This window comes from Nonomuraea phyllanthi (assembly GCF_006334985.2).
GTDB classification, from domain to species: Bacteria; Actinomycetota; Actinomycetes; order Streptosporangiales; family Streptosporangiaceae; genus Nonomuraea; species Nonomuraea phyllanthi.
The window spans coordinates 259,215-282,974 of sequence record NZ_VDLX02000010.1 but is presented as its reverse complement, the minus strand read 5'-3'; the positions used below and the strand labels follow the sequence as shown (position 1 = coordinate 282,974).

Below are 23,760 nucleotides of genomic sequence, written 5' to 3'. Positions count from 1 at the left end.
AACAATTGTTCCGGTTGTCAACGGAAGACGGGAAGGGAATCTCCGTGATGCGTGCGGACGCGCGGCGCAACCGTGCCCGGGTGCTGGAGGCCGCCGAGGTGGTGCTGGCCAGGGACGGCCTGTCCGCGTCGATGCGCGAGATCGCCGCGCTGGCCGGGGTGGGCGTCGGTACGATCTACCGCCAGTTCCCCGCCAAGGAGGACCTCTACCGGGCGATCGTCGTCGACCGGATGCGGCGGCTGGCCGAGCGGGCCGACGAGCTGGCGTCCGCCTCGGATCCCGGTGCGGCCTTCTTCGAGTACTTCACGACGATCGTGGAGGATTCGACCGTCAAGAAGGTGTTCGTGGACGCCCTGACGGCCGCGGGCATCGACGCCAAGGCCGGGACGCCGGACATCCGGGGGTCCATCGAGACCCTGCTGGTGCGGGCGCAGGAGGCGGGAGCGGTACGGCGGGACGTGGGGATGGCGGAGCTGCTGGCGCTGCTGAGCGCCACCTGTCTGGCGGCGCAGCACAACGGATGGGACGAGGGCCTGCGTACCAGGACCCTCGCCATCGTCTTCGACGGCCTCCGCCCCTGATTCACGGACCCCATCCCCGATCCGCCGGCGGGAGCCCGCGGGGAACGATCAGGTGGACAGGCGCTTGAGGCGGGTCACGGCCTCGTCGATGACCTCGTCCTTCTTGCAGAAGGCGAACCGTACGAAGTGCCGCCCGCGCTCGGCGTGGTCGTAGAAGACCTGGGTCGGGATGGCCACCACCCCGGCGAGTTCCGGCAGGCGGCGCGTGAGCTCCAGGCCGTCCGTGAAGCCCAGCGGGCGGATGTCCGTCTGGACGAAGTAGGTGCCGGAGGGCCGCAGCACGGAGAAGCCGGCGGCGGCGAGGCCCTCCATGAGCCGGTCGCGCTTGTCCTGGAGGCCGGCGCGCAGGGCGGACACCCACTCCAGTTCGTTGCGCAGCCCGTACGCCACCGCCAGCTGCCACGGCGCGCTCGCCGTGAAGGTGAGGAACTGCTTGACCGTCTGCACCGCCGTGATCAGCTCGGCCGGGGCGCAGATCCAGCCGGTCTTCCAGCCGGTGACCGAGAACGTCTTGCCGGCGGAGGAGATCATCACCGTGCGCTCGCGCATGCCGGGCAGCGTGGCGAGCGGGACGTGCTCCACGCCGTCGAACGTCAAGTGCTCGTACACCTCGTCCGTCACCGCGATCAGCCCGCGCTCCTGGCAGAGCTCGGCGATGACGGTGAGCTCGGCGCGGTCGAACACGGTCCCGGTCGGGTTGTGCGGGGAGTTGACGAGGACGGCGCGGGTGCGCGGCGTGACGGCGGCGCGCAGTTCGTCGGGGTCGAACGTGAAGCGCCCCTCGACGGGCCGCAGGGTCACGGGCACGAGCCGGGCCTGGGCGAGGGCGATCGAGGCGGCGTAGGAGTCGTAGTACGGCTCGAAGGCGATGACCTCGTCGCCCGGCTCGCACAGCGCCAGCACGGTCGCCGCGACGGCCTCCGTGGCACCCACCGTGACCATGATCTCGCCGGCCGGGTCGTAGGACAGGTCGTAGTGGGCCGACCGGTGCTCGGAGACGGCGCGGCGCAGCTCCGGCATGCCCGGCCCCGGCGGGTACTGGTTGGCGCCGGAGCTGATCGCCTGGATCGCGCGGTCGAGCATCGCGGCGGGCCCGTCGGTGTCGGGGAAGCCCTGGCCGAGGTTGATCGATCCGGTCTCGACGGCGAGCGCGCTCATCTCCGCGAAAATCGTCGTGCCGAAGGCGCGCATCCTGGCAACAAGTGGTTCGGTCACGGCCCCAGACTATTAGTCTCGTGCCGTGATCATACGGGTCGTGCTCGCGCTTGCCCTGACCGCTCCCCCCGTCACGCCCCCCGCCGACGCCGGGACCGGCCCGTGCCCGGTGGCCGTCCCGGCACGCACGACCTGCGGGTTCCTCGAGGTTCCCGAGCGCAGGGACGCGCCCGAGCGGAAGATCAAGGTGGGGTACGCGGTCCACGTGTCGACCGCCCGGGACCGCCGGCCGGACCCGGTCGTCTACATGGGCGGCGGTCCGGCGTCGGCGTCCATGCAGCTCATCGGGTTCCTGAGCCAGATGTTCCCCGACCGCGACGTGGTGACGGTCGAGCAGCGCGGCAGCAGGTACTCCCAGCCGGTCCTGGGCTGCCCGGAGACGGCCGAGGCGCTGCTCGGGCAGCTCAGGCGCCCGCCCGCCGACCTCGGCGCGGCGGCCGCGCGCTGCCGCGAACGGCTCCAGGGGCAGGGCGTCGACCTGCGGGGCTACAACACGAAGGAGATCGTGGCCGACGTCGTCGCGTTACGGGAGAAGCTGGGATACACGTCCTGGAACCTGTTCGGCGTCAGCTACTCCACCAGGGTCATGGTCGACGTGGCCGCGGCCGACCCGGAGGGCGTGCGGTCGGTGGTGCTGGACTCGTACCTGCCGGAGAGCGTCGGCTGGTACGACGACGCCGAGCGGAACCTGGCCGACACGGCGGCCCGGCTGGGCGTCAAGGACGCGCTGGACAGGGCGACGGCCAGGCTGAACGCGAGCCCCGCCCGGGTGACCGCGGTCGACCCGCTGCTCGGCCGGGAGTTCGAGGCGCGGATCAGCGGCGACGACCTGGCCACGATCATGGCGGAGGCGCTGCACGAGGCCGGCGTGGTGGCGGTCGCGCCCGCGATGATCCGTGCGCTGGCCGAGGGCCGTGACGAGCTGCTGCGGCCGCTGGCCGACGCGGTGGGCGACGGGCTGGTGTCGCACGAGTTCGGGCTGTATCACGCGGTGCAGTGCCAGGACGAGGTCCCGTTCAACACCTTCACCCCAAGATCCCGACTTTTCACCATAAATGGGGACAAGGCGGTGTGTGATGCGTGGCGGCTCCCCAAGTCCGAGCCGGTCAACGCCTCCACCAGGGCCCCCGTGTACGTCGTGGGCGGCCGGTACGACCCGACCACCCCCACCAGGACCAGCAGGCCCGCCGCCGAGTCCCTGCCCGGCGCCCGCTTCGAGGAGTTCTCCCGCGCCTCCCACGCCGTCTTCCTGACCAGCGCCTGCGCCCGCCGCAAGATCTACGACTTCGTGGCGGACCCGGCGACGCGGAAGACGGACCCCTGCCAGGACGCCGCCTCCGCGGGGCCGGGCGACCTGCACGTGACCGCCGCGCCGTACCGGATCTCGAAGGCGCCCTGGCTGGCCGCGCCCTTCGCCCTGTTCGCCCTCGTCTCGCTGGTCCAGCTGGTCGCCGCCGCGCTGAAGGGCCGGGCGACGGCGGCCTTCGGCGGGCTGGCGGGCGTGGCGTTCGCGGGGCTGGTCGTCCAGTCGGTCTACGACCTGGCGAAGGAGAACGAGGTCGCGCTCGCCGTCGGCGTCCCCGGCACGGTCGTGGCCTACGGCTGGATCGCCGCCGCCTCGGTCGTGCTCACCGGCGCCACGCTGGCGCGCGACCGCGCGTGGCCGCGCATCGTGGCGGCCGTCGTCGGCGCCGGATTCCTCGTATGGTGGTTCACCTGGTTCCTGTGACGCGCATCCGTGAGCTCGACGCCCTCCGCGGCTTCGCGGTGGGCGGGATCATGCTGGTCAACAGCTGGCAGCACACCGTCAAGAAGACCGCCACCGGGCTCGACTGGACCATCGAGGCCCTGTTCCAGAGCCGGTTCTACCCGATCTTCTCGCTGCTGTTCGGGATCAGCTTCATGCTGTTCCTGCGCGGCAACAGCCGGTGGGCGCTGCTGAGCAGGCTGTTCTGGCTGTTCTGCTTCGGGGTGGTCCAGCACATGTTCTACGAGGGCGAGGTGCTGACCGACTACGCCGTCTACGGGGCCGTGGTGCTGCTGCCGGCCTCGTTCCTGTCGGGCGCGCTGCCGGTGCTCGTGCTGGGGCTGGCGGTGACGACCTGGGAGCTCCTGGCGGGCGGCGGCGGGGCACACCTGATCCCCGGCCTGTTCCTGCTGGGCATGGGCCTTTACCGGCTGGGCCCGCCCCGGTGGCTGCTGCTGCCCTCGTTCGCGGTCGCGGCGCTGGCCGGCGCGCTGCTGACGGCCGCCTGGACCGTCGGGGAGACCGGTTCCTCGGCGATCGCGGACGACTGGACCGTCTACAGCGTGGCCGCGCTGGCCGGGGCGGCGGCGTACTCGCTGGGGCTGCTGCTCATCCTCCGGCCGTGGTCGTCGGCGGTGCTGGAGCCCCTGGGCAGGATGGCGCTGACCAACTACGTCTCGGGCACCGCGGTGATCGTCCTGGCCGCCCCGCTGCTGAACGCCGACCCGACCCGCTGGTCGGTCGTGGCGCTGGCGGCGGTGACGGTGGCGGTCCAGGTGCTGGTGAGCAGGTGGTGGCTGAGCAGGTTCAGGTACGGGCCGCTTGAGTGGATCTGGCGGTGCCTGACCTGGTTTCGATGGGTGCCCAACCGGTTAGAGTCGGGCCGTGACCACAATCGCCCTCTGTCAGATCCCGGTGTCCCCTGACCCGACCACCAACCTGAAACGGGCGAAAGAGGCGCTCGCCCGGGCCGAGGGCGCCGACCTCGCGATCTTCCCCGAGGCCACGCTCACCCGCTACGGCAGGCGCATCACGAGCCTGGCCGAGCCGCTGGACGGCCCGTTCGTGTCGGGCCTGGCGGAGGCGGCCCAGGAGCACGGGCTGTCGGTGATCGCCGGGGTGTTCGAGCCGGGCGGCGACCGCGTGCACAACACGGCGGTGGCGATCGACGAGCGGGGCGCGGTGCGGGCCGCGTACCGGAAGATCCACCTGTTCGACTCGTTCGGCGCGAAGGAGTCCGACCTGGTCGCGCCCGGCGCGGAGCCGGCGGTGGTGGAGCTGGCCGGGCTGAGGGTGGGCCTGATCACCTGCTACGACGTGCGCTTCCCCGAGCTGGCCAGGGCGCTGGTCGACAAGGGGGCCGAGCTGTTCGCGGTGATCGCGGCCTGGGGGTCCGGGCCGCTCAAGGAGGACCACTGGGTCACCCTGGTCAGGGCGCGGGCGCTGGAGAACACCATGTGGACGGCGGCCGTCGGCCAGGCGCCCAACCCGGCCGAGTCGTCCGACGGCTACGGCGTGGGGCGCAGCATGCTGGTCGACCCGCTGGGCGTGGTCCGCGCCGACCTCGGCACCGCGCCGGGCGTGCAGGTCGTGCGGATGGACCACGAATGGACGGCCGCGGCCAGGGCGACGCTGCCCTGCCTCGATCATCGGGTTCTCTGACCTTCAAGCGATCGTAAAGTAGTACCGTGAGCGGAACGCAGATGCAGAAGGTTGTCCCGCCGCGTCTGCTCGTGCCATACCTGTCGGGCAAGCGCACGGTCATCTCGGGTTACGTCTACCGCGTCCAGGACTGCGTCAGGCTGACCACGCCCGAGACGCTCTACCACGGGCTCGACTTGTCGTTCGACGGATCGGAGCTGTTCGCCGAGGTGCCCGAGCTCTACGTCATGCGCTGGTACGCCCGCGACGTCGACACCTACGCGGTGCCGTACGGCCCGCACATGGGCGGCGACTGGAGCGACGCGCCACCGTTCGCCGGCAACGGGTTCACCACGTCGCCGGACCACGTGGTGCCGCAGTTCCACACCGTGCCGATGCCGATCCCGGCCGGGGCGGAGATCGTCCACGTCACCGCCGACGGCGAGCGGCCCTTCGCCGAGTACGACGGACTGACCTGGCGGCCCGCCGCATGAGCGAGCCGAGCGAGCGCCCCATGGACACGACCGAGGACATCACGCCGGTCGCCTCCGGTTTCGTCGCCCGCTTCGGCGAGCGCACGCTGCCCGCGGCTCTCGGCCCCGAGAGCGACCAGGTGGTGCTGCTCAGTGAGAGCGAGCTGGAGGGGTTCGAGCCCGCGTCGGGCTACTGGCGGCGGGTGGTGGCCAGGACCGAGGTGGAGTGGCTGGTGCTGATCCGCACGGTCGGCGCGTTCGGCGGCGAGCCGTGCATCGTGCTCGACGAGGACGACGACGGGCTGCACATCGCCTACACCGGTCACAGCGGCATGAAGGCGGAGGCGCTGGGCTACTGGATGGTCGACCACGGAGCCTACGAGGTCGTGGTGCCCCGCGAGGAGGTCTTCTCGATCCGCGTCGAACGCATCCCCGTGCCGTGAGGCCCGCGGTGGCCTGTCGCCCCGCCCGGCCACGGCCGACGCGTGGCTCTCAGGGCCTCCCGCCCTCGTACGCGGGGCCGGTGCCCAGGTTGCGGTAGCGGGCCTGGCGGGCGGCGAAGCGGTCGGCCGGGCCGACCCGCAGCAGGCCGGCGATCTCGTATTCCAGCGCCCGCCCCACCCGCTCGCAGAACTGCCGGGGCTCGTACGCGGCGTCGGGCACCTCGGGCACGACCCGGTCGACGATGCCGTCGCGGCGCAGGTCGGTGGCGCGGATGCGCTGCGCCTGGGCGATCTCGGGCGCGAAGTCGACCGAGCGGTAGAGGATGGCCGAGGCGCCCTCCGGCGGCAGCGGCGACAGCCAGGCGTGCTGCGCGCAGAGCACCCGGTCGGCGGGGAGCATCGCCAGGGCCGCGCCGCCGGCGCCCTCGCCGAGCAGCAGGCAGACGGTCGGCGCGTCGAGCATGACGAGCTCGGCCAGGCAGCGGGAGATCTCGGCGGCCAGCCCGCCCTCCTCGGCGGCCTTGGACAGGTCGGCGCCCGCCGTGTCGATCACCGTGATCAGCGGGAGCCCCAGCTCGGCCGCCAGTCGCATGCCGCGCCGGGCCACCCGCAGCCCGGCCGGGCCGAGCGGCGAGGTGGCCCGCTGGACGCGCCGGTCCTGGCCGAGCACCACCGCCGGCGCGCTGCCGAACCTGGCCAGCGCCAGCAGCAGCCCCGGGTCGTTCTCGCCCTCGCCGGTGCCGCTGAGCGGGGTCACGTCGGTGGCGGCGAGCTTGAGCAGCGCGCGCACGCCGGGCCGGTCGTCGCGGCGCGAGCGGGTGATCGCCTCCCACGCCTCGACGGGCCGCAGGTCCTCCTCCGGCGGCTCGCCCGCCACGACGCCCGACCGGTCGTCGGCCAGCACGCTGAGCGCCCTGATCGCGATCTCGCGCGCCTCCTCGGGCGGCACCACGGCGTCGAGCAGCCCCTTGCGGTGCAGGTTCTCGGAGACCTGGACGCCTTCGGGAAAGGGGTAGCCGTGCAGCGACTCGAACACCCTCGGCCCCAGGAACCCGATCAGCGCGCCCGGCTCGGCCGCGGTGACGTGCCCGAGCGAGCCCCACGACGCGAACACCCCGCCCGTCGTCGGGTGGCGCAGGTAGACCACGTACGGCAGGCCCTCGGCCCGGTGCGCCTGGATCGCCGCGCTGATCTTGACCATCTGGACGAACGCGAGCGCGCCCTCCTGCATGCGCGTCCCGCCCGAGGCGGGCGCGGCCAGCAGCGGCAGCCGCTCGCGGGTGGCCCGCTCGACCGCGGCGGTGAACCGCTCGGCCGACGCCACCCCGATCGAGCCGGCCATGAAGGAGAACTCGCAGGCCACGACCGCCACCCTGCGCCCGCCGAGCAGCCCCTCACCCGTGACGACCGCCTCGTCGTAGCCCGACTTGGCGCGGGCGGCGGCGAGCTCCTCGGCGTAGGAGGAGCCCGGCTGGGCGGGGTCGGCGGGCGGCACGTCCCACGACCTCCACGACCCCGGGTCGAGGATCGTTTCGATCAGTGTGCGCGCGTCCGGACGGCTCACTATCGCTCCCTAGAGGTCAGCCGGCACCGCGGTGATTCGTCCGGCACTGCAATCTTGACGCACCAGGACGCCGTTCGGTGCCGCGAAATGTCGATCAACGTTCGCGCTCCTCCAGCCAGGCCAGCACCGCGTCGCCGTCCTGGCCGAGTGCGGGGGGCGCGGTGTGCTCGACCCCGGTCAGCCCGTCGAAGCGCAGCGGCGGCCCCGGCAGCTCGATCGTGCCGAGCACCGGGTGCTCCACCTCGACGACCAGCCCCTGCGAGCGGGTCTGGTCCCAGGCGTAGACCTCGTCGAGCGACCTGATCGCCCCCGCAGGGACGCCCGCCTCGGCCAGCCTGGCCAGCCAGTGGTCGCGGTCGTGGGCGGCCAGGGCCTTCTCCATGTCGGCGATCAGCTCGTCGCGGTGCGCGAACCTGTCGCGGTTGGTGGCGTAGCGGGGCGTGGCGGGGTCGATGCCGAGCAGGGCGGCGACCTTCCTCCACTGGCCGTCGTTGGCCGCGGCGATCTGCAGCATGCCGTCGGCGCAGCGGAACGCGCCGTAGGGGGCGATGGAGGCGTGGTGGTTGCCGCCGGCGGCCGGCACCGTGCCGCCGACCGTCCAGGCGGTGCCGTGGTACGAATGCACGCCGGTGACGGCGGCCAGCAGCGAGGTGCGGACGACGCGGCCCCTGCCGGTGCGCTCGCGCTCGTAGAGGGCGCCGGCCACGCCGTAGGCGCCGTGGATGCCGGCGAGCAGGTCGGCGATGGAGGCCCCGACGCGGTACGGCTCGCCGGGCGAGGGGCCGGTCAGCGACATCAGGCCGGCCTCGCCCTGCGCGATCTGGTCGTAGCCGGGCCGCCCGCCTTCGGGGCCGTCGTGGCCGAACCCGGTGATCGACAGGATGACCAGACGCGGGTTGAGCTCGTGCAGGCGCTCGACGGAGAAGCCGAGGCGGTCGAGCACGCCGGTGCGGAAGTTCTCGATGAGGACGTCGCTCTGGCGCACGAGGCGCTCGATGAGCCGCTTGCCGTCGCCGGACTTGAGGTCGACGGCGATGGACTGCTTGTTGCGGTTGGCCGCCAGGAAATAGGTCGAAATATCGTGATCAGGTCCGACGAACGGCGGCCCCCAGCCGCGCGACTCGTCACCCCCGTCAGGATGCTCCACCTTGATCACCCGTGCGCCCAGGTCACCCAGCATCTGCGCGGCGTGCGGCCCGGCCAGGGCCCTGGACAGGTCGAGCACGACGATGTCGCCGAGGGGTCCGAGCAAGATCAACCTCCCACTTGCCTTCGGGGCGAAAGAACATTCTCTCAGTAGCACGTACCCGCTCATCTACCCTGGTCCGGTGATTCACCTGGCAAAGCGCATCAAGTGCCTGCCCCCGTCGTGCGGCCCCGTACGCCTGGTGGCGGTGGACGGGCCGGCGGGGGCGGGCAAGACGACGTTCGCCGGGCGGCTGGCCGGGGTTCTGGGGTGCCAGGTGGTCCACAGCGACGACTTCCCCGTGCCGTGGGAGGACGGCCCGGCCGGCTGGTTCCACGCGCTCGAATCGCAGGTGCTGCGACCTCTCCAGGACGGCCGCCCCGGGCGTTTCCGCAGGTACGACTGGATACGCGGGGAGTACGCCGGAGACGTGACCGTGCCGCCCGCGCCGGTCCTCATCGTCGAGGGCGTCTCCACGGCGCGCGCCTCGGTGGCCCGCCTGCTGGCGTTCGCCGTCTGGGTGGAGGCGCCCTGGGAGCTGCGCTTCGCGCGCGTGATCGAGCGGGACGGGGCCGAGCTGGAGCCGCGGTGGCGGGCGTGGTTCGCGGCGGAGGAGGAGTGGTTCGCCCAGGACCGGACCAGGGACCGGGCGGACCTGATCGTCCCCACCGGCTAGGGCCCGGAGGTCAGAGGTGTGTCACGTCGTTGAAGCGGACGAGCCGCGTGCGGTCCCAGACGGACACCGACCCGTTCAGCACCGGCGCGAACTCCAGGACGGCCCCCAGGTCGGCGTCCGGGCCGCCCGCGAGGACGTGACGCAGCCCCAGCACCACCGAGTCGTGGGCGACGATCAGCACCCGCCGCCCGGCCGCGCGCTCGCGCAGGTCGGCGAGAAGGTCGCGGAGCCGGACCACGACGTCGGCCAGGGACTCGCCGCCGGGCGGCCGGAAGGCGTAGGGGCCCTCGGCCTCGCGCCGCGCCAGCTCCTCAGGGAACCTCTCCCTGATCGCCGCCAGGTTGAACGGGGCGAACGCGCCCGCCTCCTGGTCCCTGAGCCGCTCGTCCACGGTGACGGGGAGCGGGCGGGAGCCCCACTCCCCCTGCGCGACCCGCCACGTGTCGATCGCGCGCAGGTAGGGCGAGCACCACACGGCCTCGGGCGCCTCGCCGGCGGGCAGCGCCGCCAGCATCCGCCCGAGCGCGGCGGCCTGGGTTCTGCCCAGGCCGGTCAGCGTGACCTCGTGGTCGCCCGGCGCGTAGTGCAGCGGCCGGTCACCGGCCTCCTGATGCGCGAGGTTGGCCTGGCTCTGCCCGTGTCGCACCGCGAAAATCCGCGCCGGTCCCATCCCGCCATCTTGCCATGGACCGTCAATCGATTTACGGTCAAGGCCGTTATATAGAGATCGGGAGGCCATACGTGCGCACCATCCTGGCAGCACTCCTCGTTGCCTTATCCCTCCAAACTCCGGTCCAGGCCGAATCAACAGCAGCCCCGCCGACGGGCTGTGGCTTCCACACCCTCGGCACGCTCCCGCTGACGGGCGCCACCACGGCCGGCACGGCGCTGGACGCCGGTTACCCGCAGGGCCCGCGCGTCTACTCCGTGACCTCCAGCGCCTCGGGCCCGGCGCTGCTCGGGATCAGGGACGCCCGCGACGGCCGCCTGATCGGCGAGCGGCCGCTCCCGCTCGCGCTCGGCTCGTGGGCCGTCACGGTCGCCCCGGACCACTCGGTGTACGTGGGCAGCTACAACGCCACCGCCGGGGCGATGGGCCGGCTGTTCCGCTACACCCCGTCCACCGACCAGGTGAGCGAGCTCGGCATCCCCATCGCGACCGAGACGTTCGTCTGGACCGTCGCCGCCAGCCCCGACGGCACGGCGGTCTACGGCGGCACCTCGCCCACGGGCAAGCTCTTCCGCTACGACACCGCGACGGGCGCGTACACCGACCTGGGCAGCCCGGTCCCGGGCGACCAGTTCGTCAGAGACCTGGCCGTGGGCGAGGACGGCACCCTCTACGCCGGCGTCGGCGCGGGCAGCATGAAGGTCGCGGTGCTCTCCCCCGGCGGCACGGTCGAGCGGACGATCGACCCGCCCGCCGCCGTCGAGGGCACCGGCTACGCCTACGACGTGGACGTGGCCGGCCACTACCTGCTGGTCCGCTTCTCCACCTCCACCGGCGAAAGCCCCATGGGCGTGTACGACCTGAGCAGGCGCAGGTGGAAGGAGGTCGTCGCGGACGTCGGCAGCCTCACCGTCGGCGGCGGGCGGCACGGCCACGACCTCTACCTCTTCCAGCACGGCGAGCTCGTCTCCTACGACCTCAGGACCGGGAAGATCACCGAGCTGGGCTTCACCGAGTACGGCGGCGGCGCCGCCCGCACGCTCGGCTGGCTCGGGAACACGCTCGTCGGCACCAGCTCCACCGGCCGCATCTGGCACTTCGACCGCGGGACCGGGCAGGGCACCCTGCTCGACGGCACGCTGACCGGCCAGCCCGTCAGCATCCGCTCGCTCGGCACGGGCCCCGACGGCCGCATCTACGCGGGCGGCTTCTTCACCGGCGGCCTGGCCGCGTACGACCCGGCCACCGGCGAGACCGAGAACTGGCCGAACGTCGGCCAGAGCGAGGGCATGGTCACCCACAACGGCAAGCTCTACCTCGGCGTCTACCCCGGCGCCCGCATCTACGAGTTCGACGGGACCGCGCCCAGGCTCCTGCTCGACCTCGGCGACCAGGAGCAGGACCGGCCCTTCGCGATGATCTCGGCGGGCGAGCTGCTGGCGTTCGGCACGGTGCCCAAGGCCGGTACCCACGGCGGCGCGCTCGGCCTGCTCGACCCCGCCACCGGGCGCGCCGTGATCAAGCGGGACATCATCCCCGGGCACAGCATCATCGGCCTGGCCTACCGTGACGGGGTCGTCTACGGCGCCACCTCCGCCTTCGGCGGCACCAGCACGCCGCGGGGCGAGGCCGTGGCGTTCGCGTACGACATCGCCACGGACTCGCTCAAATGGCAGACGAATCCCGTCCCCGGTGACCTGGCACTCGGCTCCATCGCCTTCGACGACGCCGGGCGGCTGTGGGGGCTGACCCCCGACAGCCTGTTCGAGCTGGACCCGGCCACCGGGCGGACCGTCAGGGCCGTCCAGCACCAGACCTACCCGTGGTCCAGCGCCACGCAGGTCTGGCTGGACACCAACCTCGTCTTCCACAAGGGCTTCCTGTGGGGCAAGGTGCAGGGCAAGGTGTACCGGATCGATCCGGGGACGATGACGTTCGCGCGCATCGCCCGCCCGATCTCGAACCTGGTCCTCGGCCCCGACGGCCACCTCTACCTGTCGCGCTTCGAGAACTTCTCCACCTACCGGATCTGCTGACGGGTCAGCCGGAACAGGCGTGGCCCTTCCGCGAAGTAGACGTCCCCTGACCCGTGCACCGCGAGGTGGTGCACGGGTCCCTGCCGCAGCTCGGCGTGCCGGCCGGTGCGCGGGTCGAGCGAGAAGACGCCCTGGCCGGCGTGCGCGCCGTACAGGGTGTGGTCGTGCCGGTTGTAGACGAGCTGCCCGCTGGAGCTGGTGCTGTCCGACAGGGTGACGCGCGTGGTCACCTTGCGGGCGGCGGTGTTGACGGCGAACACCTCGCCGCCCGCGATGCCCCACAGCCGCCCCCGGTCGTCGAACGTCAGCGCCGGGATCGCCGGCTTGCCGGGAGCCGGGACGATCTCCCACAGCAGCCGGTTCTCCTTCACCGACCAGGCGAACAGCTTGGCCTCCGGCTGCGTCGGCGGCGTGGCGGACTGGCCGCTGTAGATGGACGTGCCGCCGTAGAGCACGCCGCGCCGGTAGGCGAGCGAGACGATGCTCTGGTCCTTGACCACGTTGCGCTCGGCGTGCTTGAGCGCCCCGGTCTCGGGGTCCCACACGGCCAGCACGCCGCCCAGCTCGCCCAGGTCGGGCATGGTGCCCGCCGCGAGGTAGCGGCCCGCCGACACCAGCGCCCGCGGCCTGATCTGCTTCTCGGCGGCGAAGTCGAAGAGCCGGGCCGGGTTCGGCTCGTGGCCGGGCTCGGGGCTGGGCGAGTACTCGGTGCTGTTCCACGGCAGCTCAGGGTCGTAAGCGTAGACCCTGGCCTCGGGATAGGCGCCGATGTAGAGCTTGCCGTCGTGGGCGGTCATGCCCTCGCTCTGCGAGAACGTGTGGAACTCCTCGCGCTCGCCGGTCTTCGGGTCCAGCGCGGCGAAGCCGCCGTTGAGGAAGCCTCCGGCGTACATGCGGCCGTCCGGGCCCTCCGCGAGCGTGGTGACGTCGATGGGCTCGCCCTTGACCGCCGTCTGGACGAACGACTTCGCCTTGGTCTGCGGATTGTAGCGGAACATCAGGCCGCGCCAGAGCAGCCCGACGACGCTCTTGCCCGGGTAGTCCGGCAGGCCCAGCTCGGCCCAGCCGATGCCGCGCGTGTTGGCCACCCGGCCGGTGAAGGGCATCCCGGTCGGCGTCACGGCCTTGGTACGCGGGTCGTAGCGGACCAGCTCGCCGCTCTTGACCAGGTAGACGCCGCCCTCGTCGTCCGGCGGCGAGACGTCCAGGCCGTGCGCGGTGTCGATCGTGCCGGTCCAGCTCCCGGCGGCGATGTCCCAGACGTACATCGGCCCGGGGCTCGCGCCGCCGTAGCGGACGTAGACGAAGCCGCCCTCGGCGTTCACGTCGTAGGCCCACTTGCCCTCCGGGTCGAGGCCGTCGGGCGTGGGGAGCTGCTTGACGGCGCCCGACGCGGCGTCGATCTCGAAGACGGCGGCGGGGCCCTCGGTGCCGGCGTAGATCTTGCCGCCGGCGTACGAGACGCTGCGGACGTAGGAGTGGTCGGGCGAGAGCCTGCCGTAGTCGCGCACGCCGGTCGCGGGGTCGTAGGCGAACAGCCGGCCACCCGGGTAGGTGCCGCCGTAGACGGTGGCGCCCTCGCCCGCGGCCACGGACCAGATGAAGTTCTCCGAGGCCAGGGGCCTGCCGAGGTCCTGGACGCCGCCCTGGTCGGTCCAGCGGAAGAGGTGGCCGTCGCCGTACGTGCCGACGTACACGCTGCCGTCCGGGGTGGCGTCCACCGCCCAGGAGCCGCCCGCGGTCGGCAGGTCGTACCTGCCGACCTCCTCGCCGGTGACGGGGTCGACGGCGTTGAGGTGGGCGGGGCTGCCCGAGGAGGCGCCCCACAGCACGGTCCGGCCGCCGGGGCCCGGCGCGACCGTGCCGCCGATCAGCAGCACGTCCTCCAGGGGGACGCCGAGATCCTCGACGTGGGGCGCCGATGCGGCCGCGGGTGCGGCGGAGCCGAGCGCGGCGAGTGCAGCCACCAGGCCGCCGGCCAGTAAGCGCTTAATTAAGGTCATGACCGAAACCTAGAACGAGGCTTGTGAGGCGGTCAATACCGAATTATGGCTAAGGCCCTAATCCTTGGAGAGCACTTTGGCGAGGGCCTCGGCGATGTCGGACGCCGCCTCCGGGGCCTCCATGAGCATCGACTGGCGTACCCACACGACGGTCTCCGCGGCCTCCTCGGCGGCCGGGCAGGGCTCGGCGCGGGTGCCCCCGGCGGTGAGCGCGGCCATCGAGCCGAGCGGCGGGTAGCCGGCGTCCAGCGGAACGCCCTCGGCGGCCATGGCGGCGAGCAGGAACTCCCGGTCCACGTCCCTGTCGAGGCGGAGCATGAGCAGGTGGCGCGAGTCGCGCGTCGTGCCCTCCGGCCGCGGCACCACGCTCACCTGGGGGACGGCGGCCAGCTCGCGCTCGAACGCGGCGCAGAAGGCGTTCCTGCGGTCGACCTCCTCGTCGAGGCGGTCGAGCCAGGGCAGCAGGAGCGCCGCCTGGATCTCGGTGAGGCGCAGGTTCCAGCCGACGGACGGGTGGCCGTACCAGCGCCCGCCGGGCTCGCGCCCGAGGTTGCAGGTGGACCAGACGCGGTCGTGCACCGCCTGCTCGCGGCAGACGATCAGGCCGCCCTCGCCCGCGGTCATCGCCTTGCTGGCCTGGAAGCTGTAGACGCCGGCGTCGCCGAGCCCGCCGACCGGACGGTCGCGGTACGTGGCGCCGTGCGCCTGGGCGGCGTCCTCGACGACCGCGAGCCCGTGGCGGGCGGCCACCTCGTTCAGCGGGTCCATGGCGGCGGGGCTGCCCGCGAGGTGCACCGGCATGATCGCCGCCGTCCGGCCGGTCACGGCGTCCTCCACGGCCCGCGGCGACAGGTGCAGGTCGGCCGGGTCGACGTCGGCGACGACCGGGACGGCCCCGGCCAGCAGCACCGCGGTGGCCGAGGCCACGAACGTGTACGCCGGGACGATCACCTCGTCGCCCCTGCCCACGCCGAGACCGCGCAGCGCGGCGAACAGGCCCAGCGTGGCGTTGCCGACGGCGACGCCGTACGGGACGCCGCTGCGCCGGGCGAACGCGGCGGTCAGGTCGGCGACCACGGAGCCGCCCTGGGTGGCTCCCCAGAGGCCGCTCTCCAGCACCTCGGTGACGAGCGCGCGCTGCGCGGGGTCGATCGGCGGCGGCCAGGAGGGCCAGGGGCGCGTGCGGACAGGGGCGCCGCCGTGGATGGCGAGGGTCACGAGAACCGTCCCTTCGTGGGCTGGGCGGGGAGAAGGAGGGTCACGAGAACGTGCGGTCAGGCGTGCGGTCCGGCGGGCAGCCCGAGCAGGCGGGCCAGGTTGGCGCCCCGGACGAGGGCGCGGTCGGCGTCGGAGAGCGGGGCCAGGGCGACGCGGCCGTAGCCCGTGCGCAGGTCGAGGAAGCAGGCGTCGGAGCCGAACAGCACCCGCTCGGCGCCGGCGAGCTCCACCAGCCGGGCGATCCAGCGGCCGGTCATCTTCGAGCCGCACGTGTCCAGGTAGACGTTCGGGTGATCGGCCACGAGCCGGGCCGCCCGGCCGAACCCGTACGGCCAGAGCCCGGTGTGCCCCATGATCAGCGGCACCCGCGGATGGCGGGCGGCGACGGCGGCGAACTGGGCGGGGTCGCTCCACGGGGAGTCGGTCTGGCCGTGCGCGAGGACCGGCAGCCCGAGGCGCCAGACCGGCTCGTACAGGGGGTCGTCGAGGCGGCACTGGTGCACGTCGGGATGGAGCTTGACCCCCCACACGCCCTCGCGGGCGAGCGGCGTGCGGTGGTGCGGGTTGTAGACCTGCCAGACCCCGAACCTGCCGGGGAACCGCTCGGCGATCTCCATGGCCAGTTCGTTGCCGCGCACCGCGTCGGGGCCGACGGCGAGCAGGTGGCTGATGCCCATCGCGTCGACGCCGATCCGGTCCATCGTGGCCACGAGGTGCTCGGCGGTGGGGTTCGGGATGAGGAAGTCGGGCCAGGTCCCGACGTGGCCGTGGGCGTCGAGGATCACAGCAGTGCCTCCAGGGTCCCGGCGGCGATCCGTTCGACGTCCTCGGCGGGCAGGTCGAGGTGGTCGAGCAGGAAGCGCGGCCCGCAGTCGTCGGACACGGGCGCCCCGGTGCCGAACACCAGCCGGCGCGCCCCGAACCGCGCGGCCAGCCACTCGACGCCGCCCTGGGTGTTGACGGTGCCGATCTCGGCCCACACGTTCGGCGCCTCCTCCATCAGCTCGGCCAGCGCGCGCAGCCTGCGGTAGCCGGGGTTGAGCACGAGGAGGCGCTGGCCGGGCAGGCGCTCGGCCAGGTGGCGGAGCTGCGCGGGCGAGGTCTCGTCGAGGTCGATCGCGGCGGGCAGGCCGAGCGCCTCCAGGCTGCGCAGCGCACGCGGTCCGGTGAGGTCGAAACGGTGGCGCTCGGGACAGAGCCTGATCATCCGCACGCCCTCCCAGTCGTCCCGCGTCTCGCCCGGCACCACCACGGGCACCGGGACGAGGCGGGGGTCGCCGAGCGCGAGCAGCGCCTCGTTGCCCGCCTGCGGGTCGGAGTGGAGGCTGAGCGTGTGGGTGACGCAGGCACGGTCGATGCCCAGCCGGTCCATCTCGCCCCGGGGGTCGCTCGGCAGGTCGTCGAACGGCACGGGGCCAACGAGCCGGTGGGCATCGAACACATATTTCGGCACAGACCGAAACCTAGCGACGTTACGGTGTGACGGTCAAGGGCGGGCAGCGCGGGTCGAGCCTGATCCTGGCCAGGTCACGGCCCACCAGCGCCCACGCCCGCCAGGAGCCGGGCTCGAAGTGCAGCTGCGGATTGGTGTACCACTCGTCGCCGAGCCCGGTGGCGAGCAGCTTGGCCTCCTCCCCCAGCTCGTACGCGTTGCCGCCGCCGAAGAACGTGGACACGAACACCCTGCCCCGGTGCACGGTCAGCTCGCCGTACCCGGAGAGCTTGCCCTGCCGCACCACCGTCTTCGTCGCCAGGTCCATGGCGATCCAGGAGCCCGAGTCACGCTTGTAGACGCCGTACAGCAGCCCGTCGTGCACCTTGATGTCCTGGAACGTACGGAATCCCGGCACCGGGTCCACCTGCCAGAGCACCGTGCGGGCGCGCAGGTCGAAGGCGGCGACGGACGCCGACGCCGCGACCGGCGGGGTCCCGCCGCCGCCGAGCACGTCGCCGCCCAGGTAGACGACGCCGCCGCGCGGATCGAGCGACAGGCTCATCAGGCTCTGGTGCGGGATGACGCCCTCGTAGACGTCGATCCGGCCGGTGTCGGGGTCGACCACGGACAGCGCGCCCTCCAGCGCGGCCCCCAGCGGGGCGCTGGCGACCACGAGCTTGTCGGTGACGCGGTCGTACTCGATGTCCCAGGGCCGCTGCTGGCCGTGCCCCAGGGTGCCGACGCCGCGCACCTCGTCCGTGCGCAGGTCCACGGAGACGATCTGGCCGCTGGGGTAGATGGCGGCGTAGATCTTGTCGCCCCGCCGTACGAGGTCCTTCGGCTCGCCGGGCATGTGGAAGCGGCGCCGCTCGCCCGTCCGCAGGTCACGCACCTCCATGGAGAAGTGGCCGCCGACGTAGACGGCGCGGTTGTTCACGAGCAGCATGCTCTGCGGCCGCTCGGGCCCGCCCGGCAGGCCGGCCTCGATCAGGTCGGTGAACGTGGAGCGCCCGGTGCCCAGGTCCAGCGACCACACGCCGCCGCTGCCCGCGAAGCCGAGCAGGGTGTGGTCGTCGGCCAAGTGCAGCCGCCTGGTCTCGTCGGCCGGGGAGGGCGGGTCGGCGATCTTCGTGAACGCGGTGTCGCCGGTGCGGTAGCGGTGCACGGCGCCGTCGGGGCGGGAGGTGGCGTAGACGGTGCCGTCGCCGGCCACGGTCAGCATGTCGATGCTGCCGGAGGCGAGGCTGACGCGGTGCTCGTCCGTGCCGTCCTTGCGCATGTCGATCAGCGCGCCGCCACTGGCCGCCAGCACGCGGTCGCCGTGCTCGGCGATCGCGCCGATGCCGGTCGCGGCGCTCGCCAGTTCCTTGACGGTGCCGTCGGCGCGGGTGATGCGGACGAGCTTGGCCTTGTCGAGCAGGCCCGCGTACACGTAGGTGTCGTCGGCGGCGACCGCCCGGACGTAGCGCTCGCCCTGGGCGAGGACGCCGAAGTCGCGCACCTCGCCGGTGGCGGGCACGTACTCGCGGACGCGGCCGTCGGGGTAGGTGCCCGCGTAGAGGGTGCCGTCGGGCGCGGCGGCCAGGCTCCAGACGAACCCGCCGTTCTTCCCGAACGACCGCAGGTGCTCCACCGCGCCCGTGGCCGGGTCGAAGCTGTACAGGTCGGGCACCGGGTACGTGCCGACGTAGACCTTGCCGCCGGACACGGCCGTGGCCCATCCGCCCTCCGGCTCGCCGGCGGCCGGGCCGTCCGGCAGCGTGACGCTCCTGACCACCTCGCGGGTGGCGAGGTCGATGTCGGCGAGCACGGGCGGCTTGAGCCCCCGGGTGACGACGTAGGCGTGCCCGTCGAGCACCGCCGCGCCCACGATGGCGCCGGTGACCGACGCCGGGCCGAACCGCTCCACGGCCGGCGCGTCGCACGCCGTCGCCGCGCGGGCCGCCGGACCGGTGAGGAGCGCGGGTAAGAGCGCCGCCAGGACGACCAGGAGTGTGCGGAGCATGCGGGCACCTCGCGTTCATTACTGAGCGATTTTGGCCCAGACCGTAACCTTATGCGCGCTGTTCGTCAATGGCATGATGTGCGGCATGGCGATTAAGGATGAGACCGGTATGCCGTTCGACGCCGGTCGGCTGATAGGCGGGCTGGAGGTCTCGCTCGACGTGGACGTGCTGTTCGGGGCGTACCCGGACCGTGACGGGCCACCGGGCACGCCCGGCTCGGTGCTCGCGCTCCTGGAGCGGCACCGGATCAGGTCGGCGGCGGTGGCGAGCCTGCGGGCCGCGCTGTTCGACGTGCGCTCGGGCAACGACGAGCTGCTCGCCCAGGCGGCCCCCGAGGTCGTGCCGGTCGGTGCGGTGGACCTGCGCGACCCGGTCGGCGCGGCGCGGGAGCTGGAGCGGCTGGCGGCGGCGGGGGTGCGGGCCGTGCGGTTGTTCCCCGAGGAGCAGGGCGTCGAGGCCGGCTTCCCGTCGGTCCGGCACGTCGCCCGGCGGGCGGCCCGGCTCGGGCTCGTGGTGCTCACCGGCGGCGACGTGCGGAGGTTCTGGCAGCCGTTCGCCGGGATCGAGGCCCGCGTGGTCTTCCTGGACACGCACTTCTACCACCTGGGCGACTTCCTGGTCGCCGCCGCGGACGAGCCGGGCTTCCACACCTCCACCCGCCTGCTCAACTCCCCCGACGCGCTGGAACTGGCCGCCGCCGAGCTCGGCGCCGGCCGCCTGCTGTACGGCTCGCGCACCCCGCACTACGAACCCGTCGTGCCCCTCCTGCGGCTGGCCACCAGCGGCCTGAAGCCGGACGAGGTCGCGGCCGTGGCGGGCGGCAACGCGAGGCGGCTGCTCGGAGGTGAGTCGTGATCATCGACGTGCACGCCCACTGGGGCCCGTGGTTCTTCACCATGGACGTGGCCGAGGCCAACCTCGCCACCATGAACCGCTACGGCATCGACCGGGCGATCGTCTCGGCCACCGAGGCCGTCATCTACGACGCCCAGGCCGGCAACCGCGCCCTCGCCGCCCACCTGGAGACGCAGGAGCGGCTGCTCGGCTACGTCACGGTCAACCCGCGGCGGCTGCGCGAGGCGGAGGAGGACCTGGCGGCCTACCTGCCGGGCGGCCGGTTCGCGGGCGTCAAGATCCACACCGACTACACGGGCTCGCCGGTCGGCTCGCGCCGCCTGCGCGACGCGCTGACGCTGGTGGCGGAGACCGGCCGGCCCGCGCTCGTGCACACCTGGGGCACCTCGGTGCTGGACCTGGCGCAGGTCTGCCTGGACATCCCGGGCCTGCGGGTGATCGCCGGGCACATGGGCGCCGACGGGTTCCGGCACGCCATCGAGGCCGCGAACGCCTGCGACCGCCTCTACCTGGAGCCCTGCTGGTCGCACGCCCCCGCCGGCCGCATCGCCGAGGTGGTGGCGGGCGTGGACCCGGCCCAGCTGCTGTTCGGGACCGACGCCACGCTGATCGACCCGTCGTCGGCGTTCGGGGCGGTCGCGGCGGCGGGGCTCACCGCCGAGGTCGCCGAGCGGGTCGCCTGGCGCAACGCCGCCGCTCTCTTTCCGGATCTAGACATTACGGCCTAGCCCGTTATAGCGTGCGGCGAAACTTGACCAAGGGAGCAAGCGCATGATCCCCCGCCGCCGTTTCCTCCAGGCGGCCGCCGTGACCACGGCGGCCGCCACCGTCCCGGCCCTGCCCGCCCATGCCTCCACCCGGGCGGCCGAACGCGAAGCCGCCTACGGAACCGCCCAGGAAGCCGCCCAGGACGCCGTTCGCCGCGAGAAGGAGGGCACCCTCACCGACCTGGGCCCGGCGAGCGTCGCCAGCCCGCTCGGCAACGGCGAGTTCGTCGGCGGCGTGCTCTACGCCGGCTCGCGCGGCCTGTCGCCCAACGTGGTCGGCGCGTACGACCTCGCGCAGGATTCGGTCACGGCCCATTTCGACATCCCGACGGGTGTCGGCATCTGGGCGATGTGCAAGGTCGGCACCGACGTCTACGTCGGCACCCACGCCAAGTCCGCCCTCTACAAGATCGACACAGTCGCCGGCCAGGTCACCAAGGTCGCCGACTATCCCGACCACTACATCTGGACCATGGCCTCCTCCCCCGACGGCAAGGTCTACATGGGCACGTCGGAGCCCGGCCGCGTCTGGGAGTACGACCCGGCCACGGGCCAGAGCCGCGACCTGGGCCAGCCCGCCCCCGGCGAGGCGTACGTCCGCAGCATCCAGGCCGACGACACCCACGTCTACGCCGGGATCGGCGCGCACGCCCACCTGATCGCGATCGACCGCGCGACGGGAGAGAAGCGCGACCTGCTGCCGTCCGCCGTGGCCGACCGCGACTGGGTCTCCAGCATGGCCATGTCGGACACCCACCTGGCCGGCGGCATGAACTCGCTGGGCGAGCTGCTCGTGCTGGAGAAGGCGGCGCCGGAGAACTACAAGGTCGTCAAGGCCACCGCCCCCGGCGAGAAGTACGTCGTCTCCGTCCTGATCCACGACGGCTACGTCTACTTCGCCGGCCGCCCCTCCGGCACGTTCTACCGCTACCACCTGGCCACGGAAGAGCTGGAGGTGCTCGGCGTCCCCTACTTCGAGGCCGCCACCTGCCGCATCCTGGAGCACGAGGGCCGCATCTACGGCGTCCAGGACAACGCGGTCTTCGGCTACGACCCGGCCACCGGCTCGCTCGACTACGTCAACCTCGTGCAGCGCGGCTTCAAGGCCGCCCCCGAGGAGCCGATGTCCGTGCACTCCGACGGCCGGCGGGTCTACGTCGGCGGCAAGGGCGGCGCCGACCTGCACGACCTCGCCACCGGCAAGGTGACCAGGCTCGCCATCGCGGGCGAGCCGAAGACGCTGCTCACAGTCGGCGACACCACCTACCTCGGCGTCTACACCCAGGCCGCCCTGTACGCGCACCGCCCCGGCGCCGCCGAGGCCGAGCTGATCGCGCGCACCGGCAACCAGCAGGACCGACCGCGCGACCTGGCCTACGACACCAGGACCGGCCTGGTCATCATGCCCAGCCAGCCGGAGCCCGGCCACATGAACGGCGCGCTGTCCCTCTACTCGCCCCGCACCGGCTCGTACGAGACCTACCGGCCGGCGGTGGAGCGCCAGACCGTCTACTCGGTCGCCGCCCGGCGCGGCATCGCCTACCTCGGCACCCTCATCCAGGAGGGCCTGGGCCTGCCGCCGGTCACGACGACCGCCCGGCTGGCCGCGTTCGACCTGGTCAAGCGGAAGCTGCTCTGGCAGGTGGAGCCGGTGCCCGGCGCCCGCCAGATCTCCTCCCTGTCGTTCGGCAGGACGACCCTGTACGGCATGGCCAGCACGGGCGAGGTCTTCGAGTTCGACCTGCACCGGAGGAAGGTCACCAAGACGATCAAGGTCGGGGCCAAGGGCGGGGAGCTGTTCGTCACCGGGCGGGTGGCGTACTGCACCGACGGCGAGAAGATCTACAAGATCGACCTGCGCTCGTTCACGGCGGAGGCGATCGTGGAGGGGCTGGCCGGCGAATGGTTCGGCGGCGAGCCCAAGCTGGCGCTCGACCCCTCGCGCCGGGCCCTGTACGCGGTGCGCGGCCGCGATCTCGTCCGGGTCGCCATCGACGGCCGGTAGCCGTATCCCGGAAACGGGGCAGGACTACCGCCATGGGCTCCCCCATGGCCCGCCACCTCCTCGCCGCGGGCCCCGGCCTGCGCGAGGGGCAGGTGTGGGCGCAGATGAGCGCGGCCGGCGTGGCGGCGGTCGCCCCGCTCGCCGCGCTGGCCGCCGGGCCGCCGGCCGCCCGGCAGGTGCTCGACCCGGTCTTCGATGTGCTGGGGCAGCGCACGCTCTGGCTCGCCGACGACGGCGCGAGCGGCGCGGCGAGCGAACTCAAGATGGCCATGTGGCCGCGGCGGGCGAGCGGATGCGCAGGGCCGAGGCGCAGGGCCACGGCGGCGAGGGCATGGCCGCCAACTACCACGCCGGTTTCAGCGAGTGAGAGCCACCAGCGCGGCCCGCTCCTCCTCCGGCAGGGGCGGGCCGTACGGGTCGTGCGCGTGCGTCTCCGGCACCCGGCCCTCGGCGGCGGCGAGCCAGAGCATGCGCTGCACGTAGCCCTCCATGGGCTCGGTGAACGTGACCCGCGCCAGCCGGTCCAGCCGCCCCGACGCCTCCTCGAACGCGCGCAGGTCCGCCCCCTCGTACGCCTCCAGGACGGCGGCGGTCACGCCGACGCTCGCCGCCGCGATGCCGACCAGGGCCGCCTGCGCGCCCCAGAGCAGGGACGGGCCGAACATGCGGTCCTCCCCCGTGATCGCCAGCCGGCCGGCCTGCCGGGCGAGCGCGATGGCGCGCTGGCAGCCCATCGCGTCCGACAGCAGCGCGGTCTTGAGCCCGGCCACGCCCGGGTGGGCCAGGAGCTCGCGCAGCGTCCCCTCAGGGCAGGGGCGCGTGTAGAGGTCGAAGGCGATCATCGGCAGCCGGGCCGCCCGCCACACGTCCTCGTGCAGCGCCACCCGGTCGCCCTCCGACGGGAACACGAGCACGCCGTCCGCGCCCAGCCCGGCCGCCGCCCGCGCCTGCGCAGCCGGGTCCTCGTCCCCGCCGCCCACGCCGACGAGCACGGGCACGCCGAGCGCGACCGCGCGCTCGACGACGGCGGCGCGCACGTCAGGGGCGAGGTACGGGCCGCGGCCCGTGTGCGCGAGCACGGCCAGCCCGGTGGCGCCGTCGGCCACCAGGCCGGCGAGGTAGCGCGCGACGACGTCGAGATCGACCTCGCCGGAGGCCGTCATGGGGGTGGCCGCGGCGGCGATCAGCGCGCCGCGGAGCCGGTCCCGAAGGTTTCGTACCGCGATGTCCACCCGACAG

General features: G+C 73.1%; 21 protein-coding genes. 11 read left to right on the top strand and 10 right to left on the bottom strand.

Going from position 1 to position 23,760, the window contains the following annotated elements; all coding sequences use genetic code 11:
* Nucleotides 1-47 precede the first annotated feature (47 nt).
* On the top strand, nucleotides 48-581 hold the full coding sequence (locus tag FH608_RS27050; protein ID WP_139633518.1) for a TetR/AcrR family transcriptional regulator: 534 nt from the start codon (nucleotides 48-50) through the stop codon (nucleotides 579-581).
* Nucleotides 582-629: 48 nt separating this feature from the next.
* On the opposite strand, the gene FH608_RS27045 is transcribed toward FH608_RS27050, so the two are convergent.
* Nucleotides 630-1,796 carry a pyridoxal phosphate-dependent aminotransferase gene (locus tag FH608_RS27045; protein ID WP_139633400.1) on the bottom strand — a complete coding sequence of 389 codons (1,167 nt, stop codon included), beginning with the start codon at nucleotides 1,794-1,796 and terminating at the stop codon, nucleotides 630-632.
* A 25-nt stretch (nucleotides 1,797-1,821) separates the two neighbouring features.
* On the opposite strand from FH608_RS27045, the gene FH608_RS27040 reads away from it, so the two are divergent.
* Genes FH608_RS27040 through FH608_RS27020 form a run of 5 tightly spaced genes read left to right on the top strand, consistent with a single transcriptional unit; the run spans nucleotide 1,822 to nucleotide 6,100 of the window.
* Complete coding sequence (locus tag FH608_RS27040; protein WP_139633399.1) at nucleotides 1,822-3,525, top strand: alpha/beta fold hydrolase; 1,704 nt, start codon at nucleotides 1,822-1,824, stop codon at nucleotides 3,523-3,525.
* Nucleotides 3,522-4,469, top strand: coding sequence for a DUF418 domain-containing protein (locus tag FH608_RS27035; protein ID WP_193318634.1), 948 nt, complete (start codon nucleotides 3,522-3,524; stop codon nucleotides 4,467-4,469). The genes FH608_RS27040 and FH608_RS27035 overlap by 4 nt, the downstream gene beginning before the upstream one ends.
* Nucleotides 4,429-5,205, top strand: coding sequence for a carbon-nitrogen hydrolase family protein (locus tag FH608_RS27030; protein WP_139633397.1), 777 nt, complete (start codon nucleotides 4,429-4,431; stop codon nucleotides 5,203-5,205). Before FH608_RS27035 ends, FH608_RS27030 begins: the two co-directional genes overlap by 41 nt.
* A 26-nt stretch (nucleotides 5,206-5,231) precedes the next feature.
* Nucleotides 5,232-5,678 carry a hypothetical protein gene (locus FH608_RS27025; protein WP_226899942.1) on the top strand — a complete coding sequence of 149 codons (447 nt, stop codon included), beginning with the start codon at nucleotides 5,232-5,234 and terminating at the stop codon, nucleotides 5,676-5,678.
* A 20-nt stretch (nucleotides 5,679-5,698) separates the two neighbouring features.
* Nucleotides 5,699-6,100, top strand: a complete 402-nt coding sequence (locus tag FH608_RS27020) for a hypothetical protein (protein WP_139633396.1) — start codon at nucleotides 5,699-5,701, stop codon at nucleotides 6,098-6,100.
* Between the two features lie 49 nt (nucleotides 6,101-6,149).
* On the opposite strand, the gene FH608_RS27015 is transcribed toward FH608_RS27020, so the two are convergent.
* Nucleotides 6,150-7,664 (bottom strand): carboxyl transferase domain-containing protein, encoded by a 1,515-nt coding sequence (locus FH608_RS27015; protein ID WP_139633395.1) that lies wholly within the window; start codon nucleotides 7,662-7,664, stop codon nucleotides 6,150-6,152.
* Between the two features lie 94 nt (nucleotides 7,665-7,758).
* On the bottom strand, nucleotides 7,759-8,916 hold the full coding sequence (locus FH608_RS27010; protein WP_139633394.1) for a CaiB/BaiF CoA transferase family protein: 1,158 nt from the start codon (nucleotides 8,914-8,916) through the stop codon (nucleotides 7,759-7,761).
* Between the two features lie 76 nt (nucleotides 8,917-8,992).
* Between FH608_RS27010 and FH608_RS27005 the strand changes: the two genes are divergently transcribed.
* Nucleotides 8,993-9,526 (top strand): uridine kinase family protein, encoded by a 534-nt coding sequence (locus FH608_RS27005; RefSeq protein ID WP_139633393.1) that lies wholly within the window; start codon nucleotides 8,993-8,995, stop codon nucleotides 9,524-9,526.
* A 10-nt stretch (nucleotides 9,527-9,536) separates the two neighbouring features.
* On the opposite strand, the gene FH608_RS27000 is transcribed toward FH608_RS27005, so the two are convergent.
* Nucleotides 9,537-10,172 (bottom strand): histidine phosphatase family protein, encoded by a 636-nt coding sequence (locus tag FH608_RS27000; protein ID WP_193318632.1) that lies wholly within the window; start codon nucleotides 10,170-10,172, stop codon nucleotides 9,537-9,539.
* 95 nt (nucleotides 10,173-10,267) lie between these two features.
* Between FH608_RS27000 and FH608_RS26995 the strand changes: the two genes are divergently transcribed.
* Complete coding sequence (locus FH608_RS26995; RefSeq protein ID WP_139633391.1) at nucleotides 10,268-12,232, top strand: ligand-binding sensor domain-containing protein; 1,965 nt, start codon at nucleotides 10,268-10,270, stop codon at nucleotides 12,230-12,232.
* Here FH608_RS26995 and FH608_RS26990 read toward each other — a convergent pair.
* Genes FH608_RS26990 through FH608_RS26970 form a run of 5 tightly spaced genes read right to left on the bottom strand, consistent with a single transcriptional unit; the run spans nucleotide 12,217 to nucleotide 18,893 of the window.
* The gene (locus FH608_RS26990; RefSeq protein ID WP_139633390.1) at nucleotides 12,217-14,235 is read right to left on the bottom strand and encodes an outer membrane protein assembly factor BamB family protein; all 2,019 of its coding nucleotides are present in this window, start codon (nucleotides 14,233-14,235) and stop codon (nucleotides 12,217-12,219) included. The two genes, FH608_RS26995 and FH608_RS26990, sit on opposite strands and share 16 nt — an antisense overlap.
* A 57-nt stretch (nucleotides 14,236-14,292) precedes the next feature.
* Nucleotides 14,293-15,453: a DegT/DnrJ/EryC1/StrS family aminotransferase gene (locus FH608_RS26985; RefSeq protein WP_139633389.1), complete on the bottom strand. Its 1,161-nt coding sequence runs from the start codon at nucleotides 15,451-15,453 to the stop codon at nucleotides 14,293-14,295.
* Nucleotides 15,454-15,509: 56 nt separating this feature from the next.
* Nucleotides 15,510-16,238 (bottom strand): amidohydrolase family protein, encoded by a 729-nt coding sequence (locus FH608_RS26980; protein ID WP_139633388.1) that lies wholly within the window; start codon nucleotides 16,236-16,238, stop codon nucleotides 15,510-15,512.
* The gene (locus FH608_RS26975) at nucleotides 16,235-16,906 is read right to left on the bottom strand and encodes an amidohydrolase family protein (RefSeq protein ID WP_139633387.1); all 672 of its coding nucleotides are present in this window, start codon (nucleotides 16,904-16,906) and stop codon (nucleotides 16,235-16,237) included. Before FH608_RS26975 ends, FH608_RS26980 begins: the two co-directional genes overlap by 4 nt.
* A gap of 19 nt (nucleotides 16,907-16,925) precedes the next feature.
* Nucleotides 16,926-18,893: an outer membrane protein assembly factor BamB family protein gene (locus FH608_RS26970; RefSeq protein WP_139633386.1), complete on the bottom strand. Its 1,968-nt coding sequence runs from the start codon at nucleotides 18,891-18,893 to the stop codon at nucleotides 16,926-16,928.
* 85 nt (nucleotides 18,894-18,978) lie between these two features.
* Here FH608_RS26970 and FH608_RS26965 point away from each other — a divergent pair, with 85 nt between their 5' ends.
* From FH608_RS26965 to FH608_RS26955, 3 genes are read left to right on the top strand one after another with little or no spacing between them, the layout of a single operon-like run.
* A complete protein-coding gene (locus FH608_RS26965; RefSeq protein WP_226899940.1) occupies nucleotides 18,979-19,749 on the top strand; it encodes an amidohydrolase family protein in 771 nt (256 codons plus the stop codon).
* Nucleotides 19,746-20,477, top strand: coding sequence for an amidohydrolase family protein (locus FH608_RS26960; RefSeq protein ID WP_193318631.1), 732 nt, complete (start codon nucleotides 19,746-19,748; stop codon nucleotides 20,475-20,477). Before FH608_RS26965 ends, FH608_RS26960 begins: the two co-directional genes overlap by 4 nt.
* Before the next feature lie 43 nt (nucleotides 20,478-20,520).
* The gene (locus tag FH608_RS26955; RefSeq protein ID WP_139633385.1) at nucleotides 20,521-22,521 is read left to right on the top strand and encodes a PQQ-binding-like beta-propeller repeat protein; all 2,001 of its coding nucleotides are present in this window, start codon (nucleotides 20,521-20,523) and stop codon (nucleotides 22,519-22,521) included.
* Nucleotides 22,522-22,877: 356 nt separating this feature from the next.
* Here the strand turns inward: FH608_RS26955 and FH608_RS26945 are convergent, their stop codons facing one another.
* On the bottom strand, nucleotides 22,878-23,753 hold the full coding sequence (locus tag FH608_RS26945) for a dihydrodipicolinate synthase family protein (RefSeq protein ID WP_226899939.1): 876 nt from the start codon (nucleotides 23,751-23,753) through the stop codon (nucleotides 22,878-22,880).
* Nucleotides 23,754-23,760 lie beyond the last annotated feature (7 nt).

Excerpts from the sequence above, each read along its gene's own strand:
- FH608_RS27050 (WP_139633518.1), top strand. The coding sequence starts at position 48 with ATGCGTGCGGACGCGCGGCGCAACCGTGCCCGGGTGCTGGAGGCCGCC.
- FH608_RS27020 (WP_139633396.1), top strand. The coding sequence starts at position 5,699 with ATGGACACGACCGAGGACATCACGCCGGTCGCCTCCGGTTTCGTCGCC.
- FH608_RS26990 (WP_139633390.1), bottom strand. The coding sequence starts at position 14,235 with ATGACCTTAATTAAGCGCTTACTGGCCGGCGGCCTGGTGGCTGCACTC.
- FH608_RS26970 (WP_139633386.1), bottom strand. The coding sequence starts at position 18,893 with ATGCTCCGCACACTCCTGGTCGTCCTGGCGGCGCTCTTACCCGCGCTC.
- FH608_RS26965 (WP_226899940.1), top strand. The coding sequence starts at position 18,979 with ATGGCGATTAAGGATGAGACCGGTATGCCGTTCGACGCCGGTCGGCTG.
- FH608_RS26955 (WP_139633385.1), top strand. The coding sequence starts at position 20,521 with ATGATCCCCCGCCGCCGTTTCCTCCAGGCGGCCGCCGTGACCACGGCG.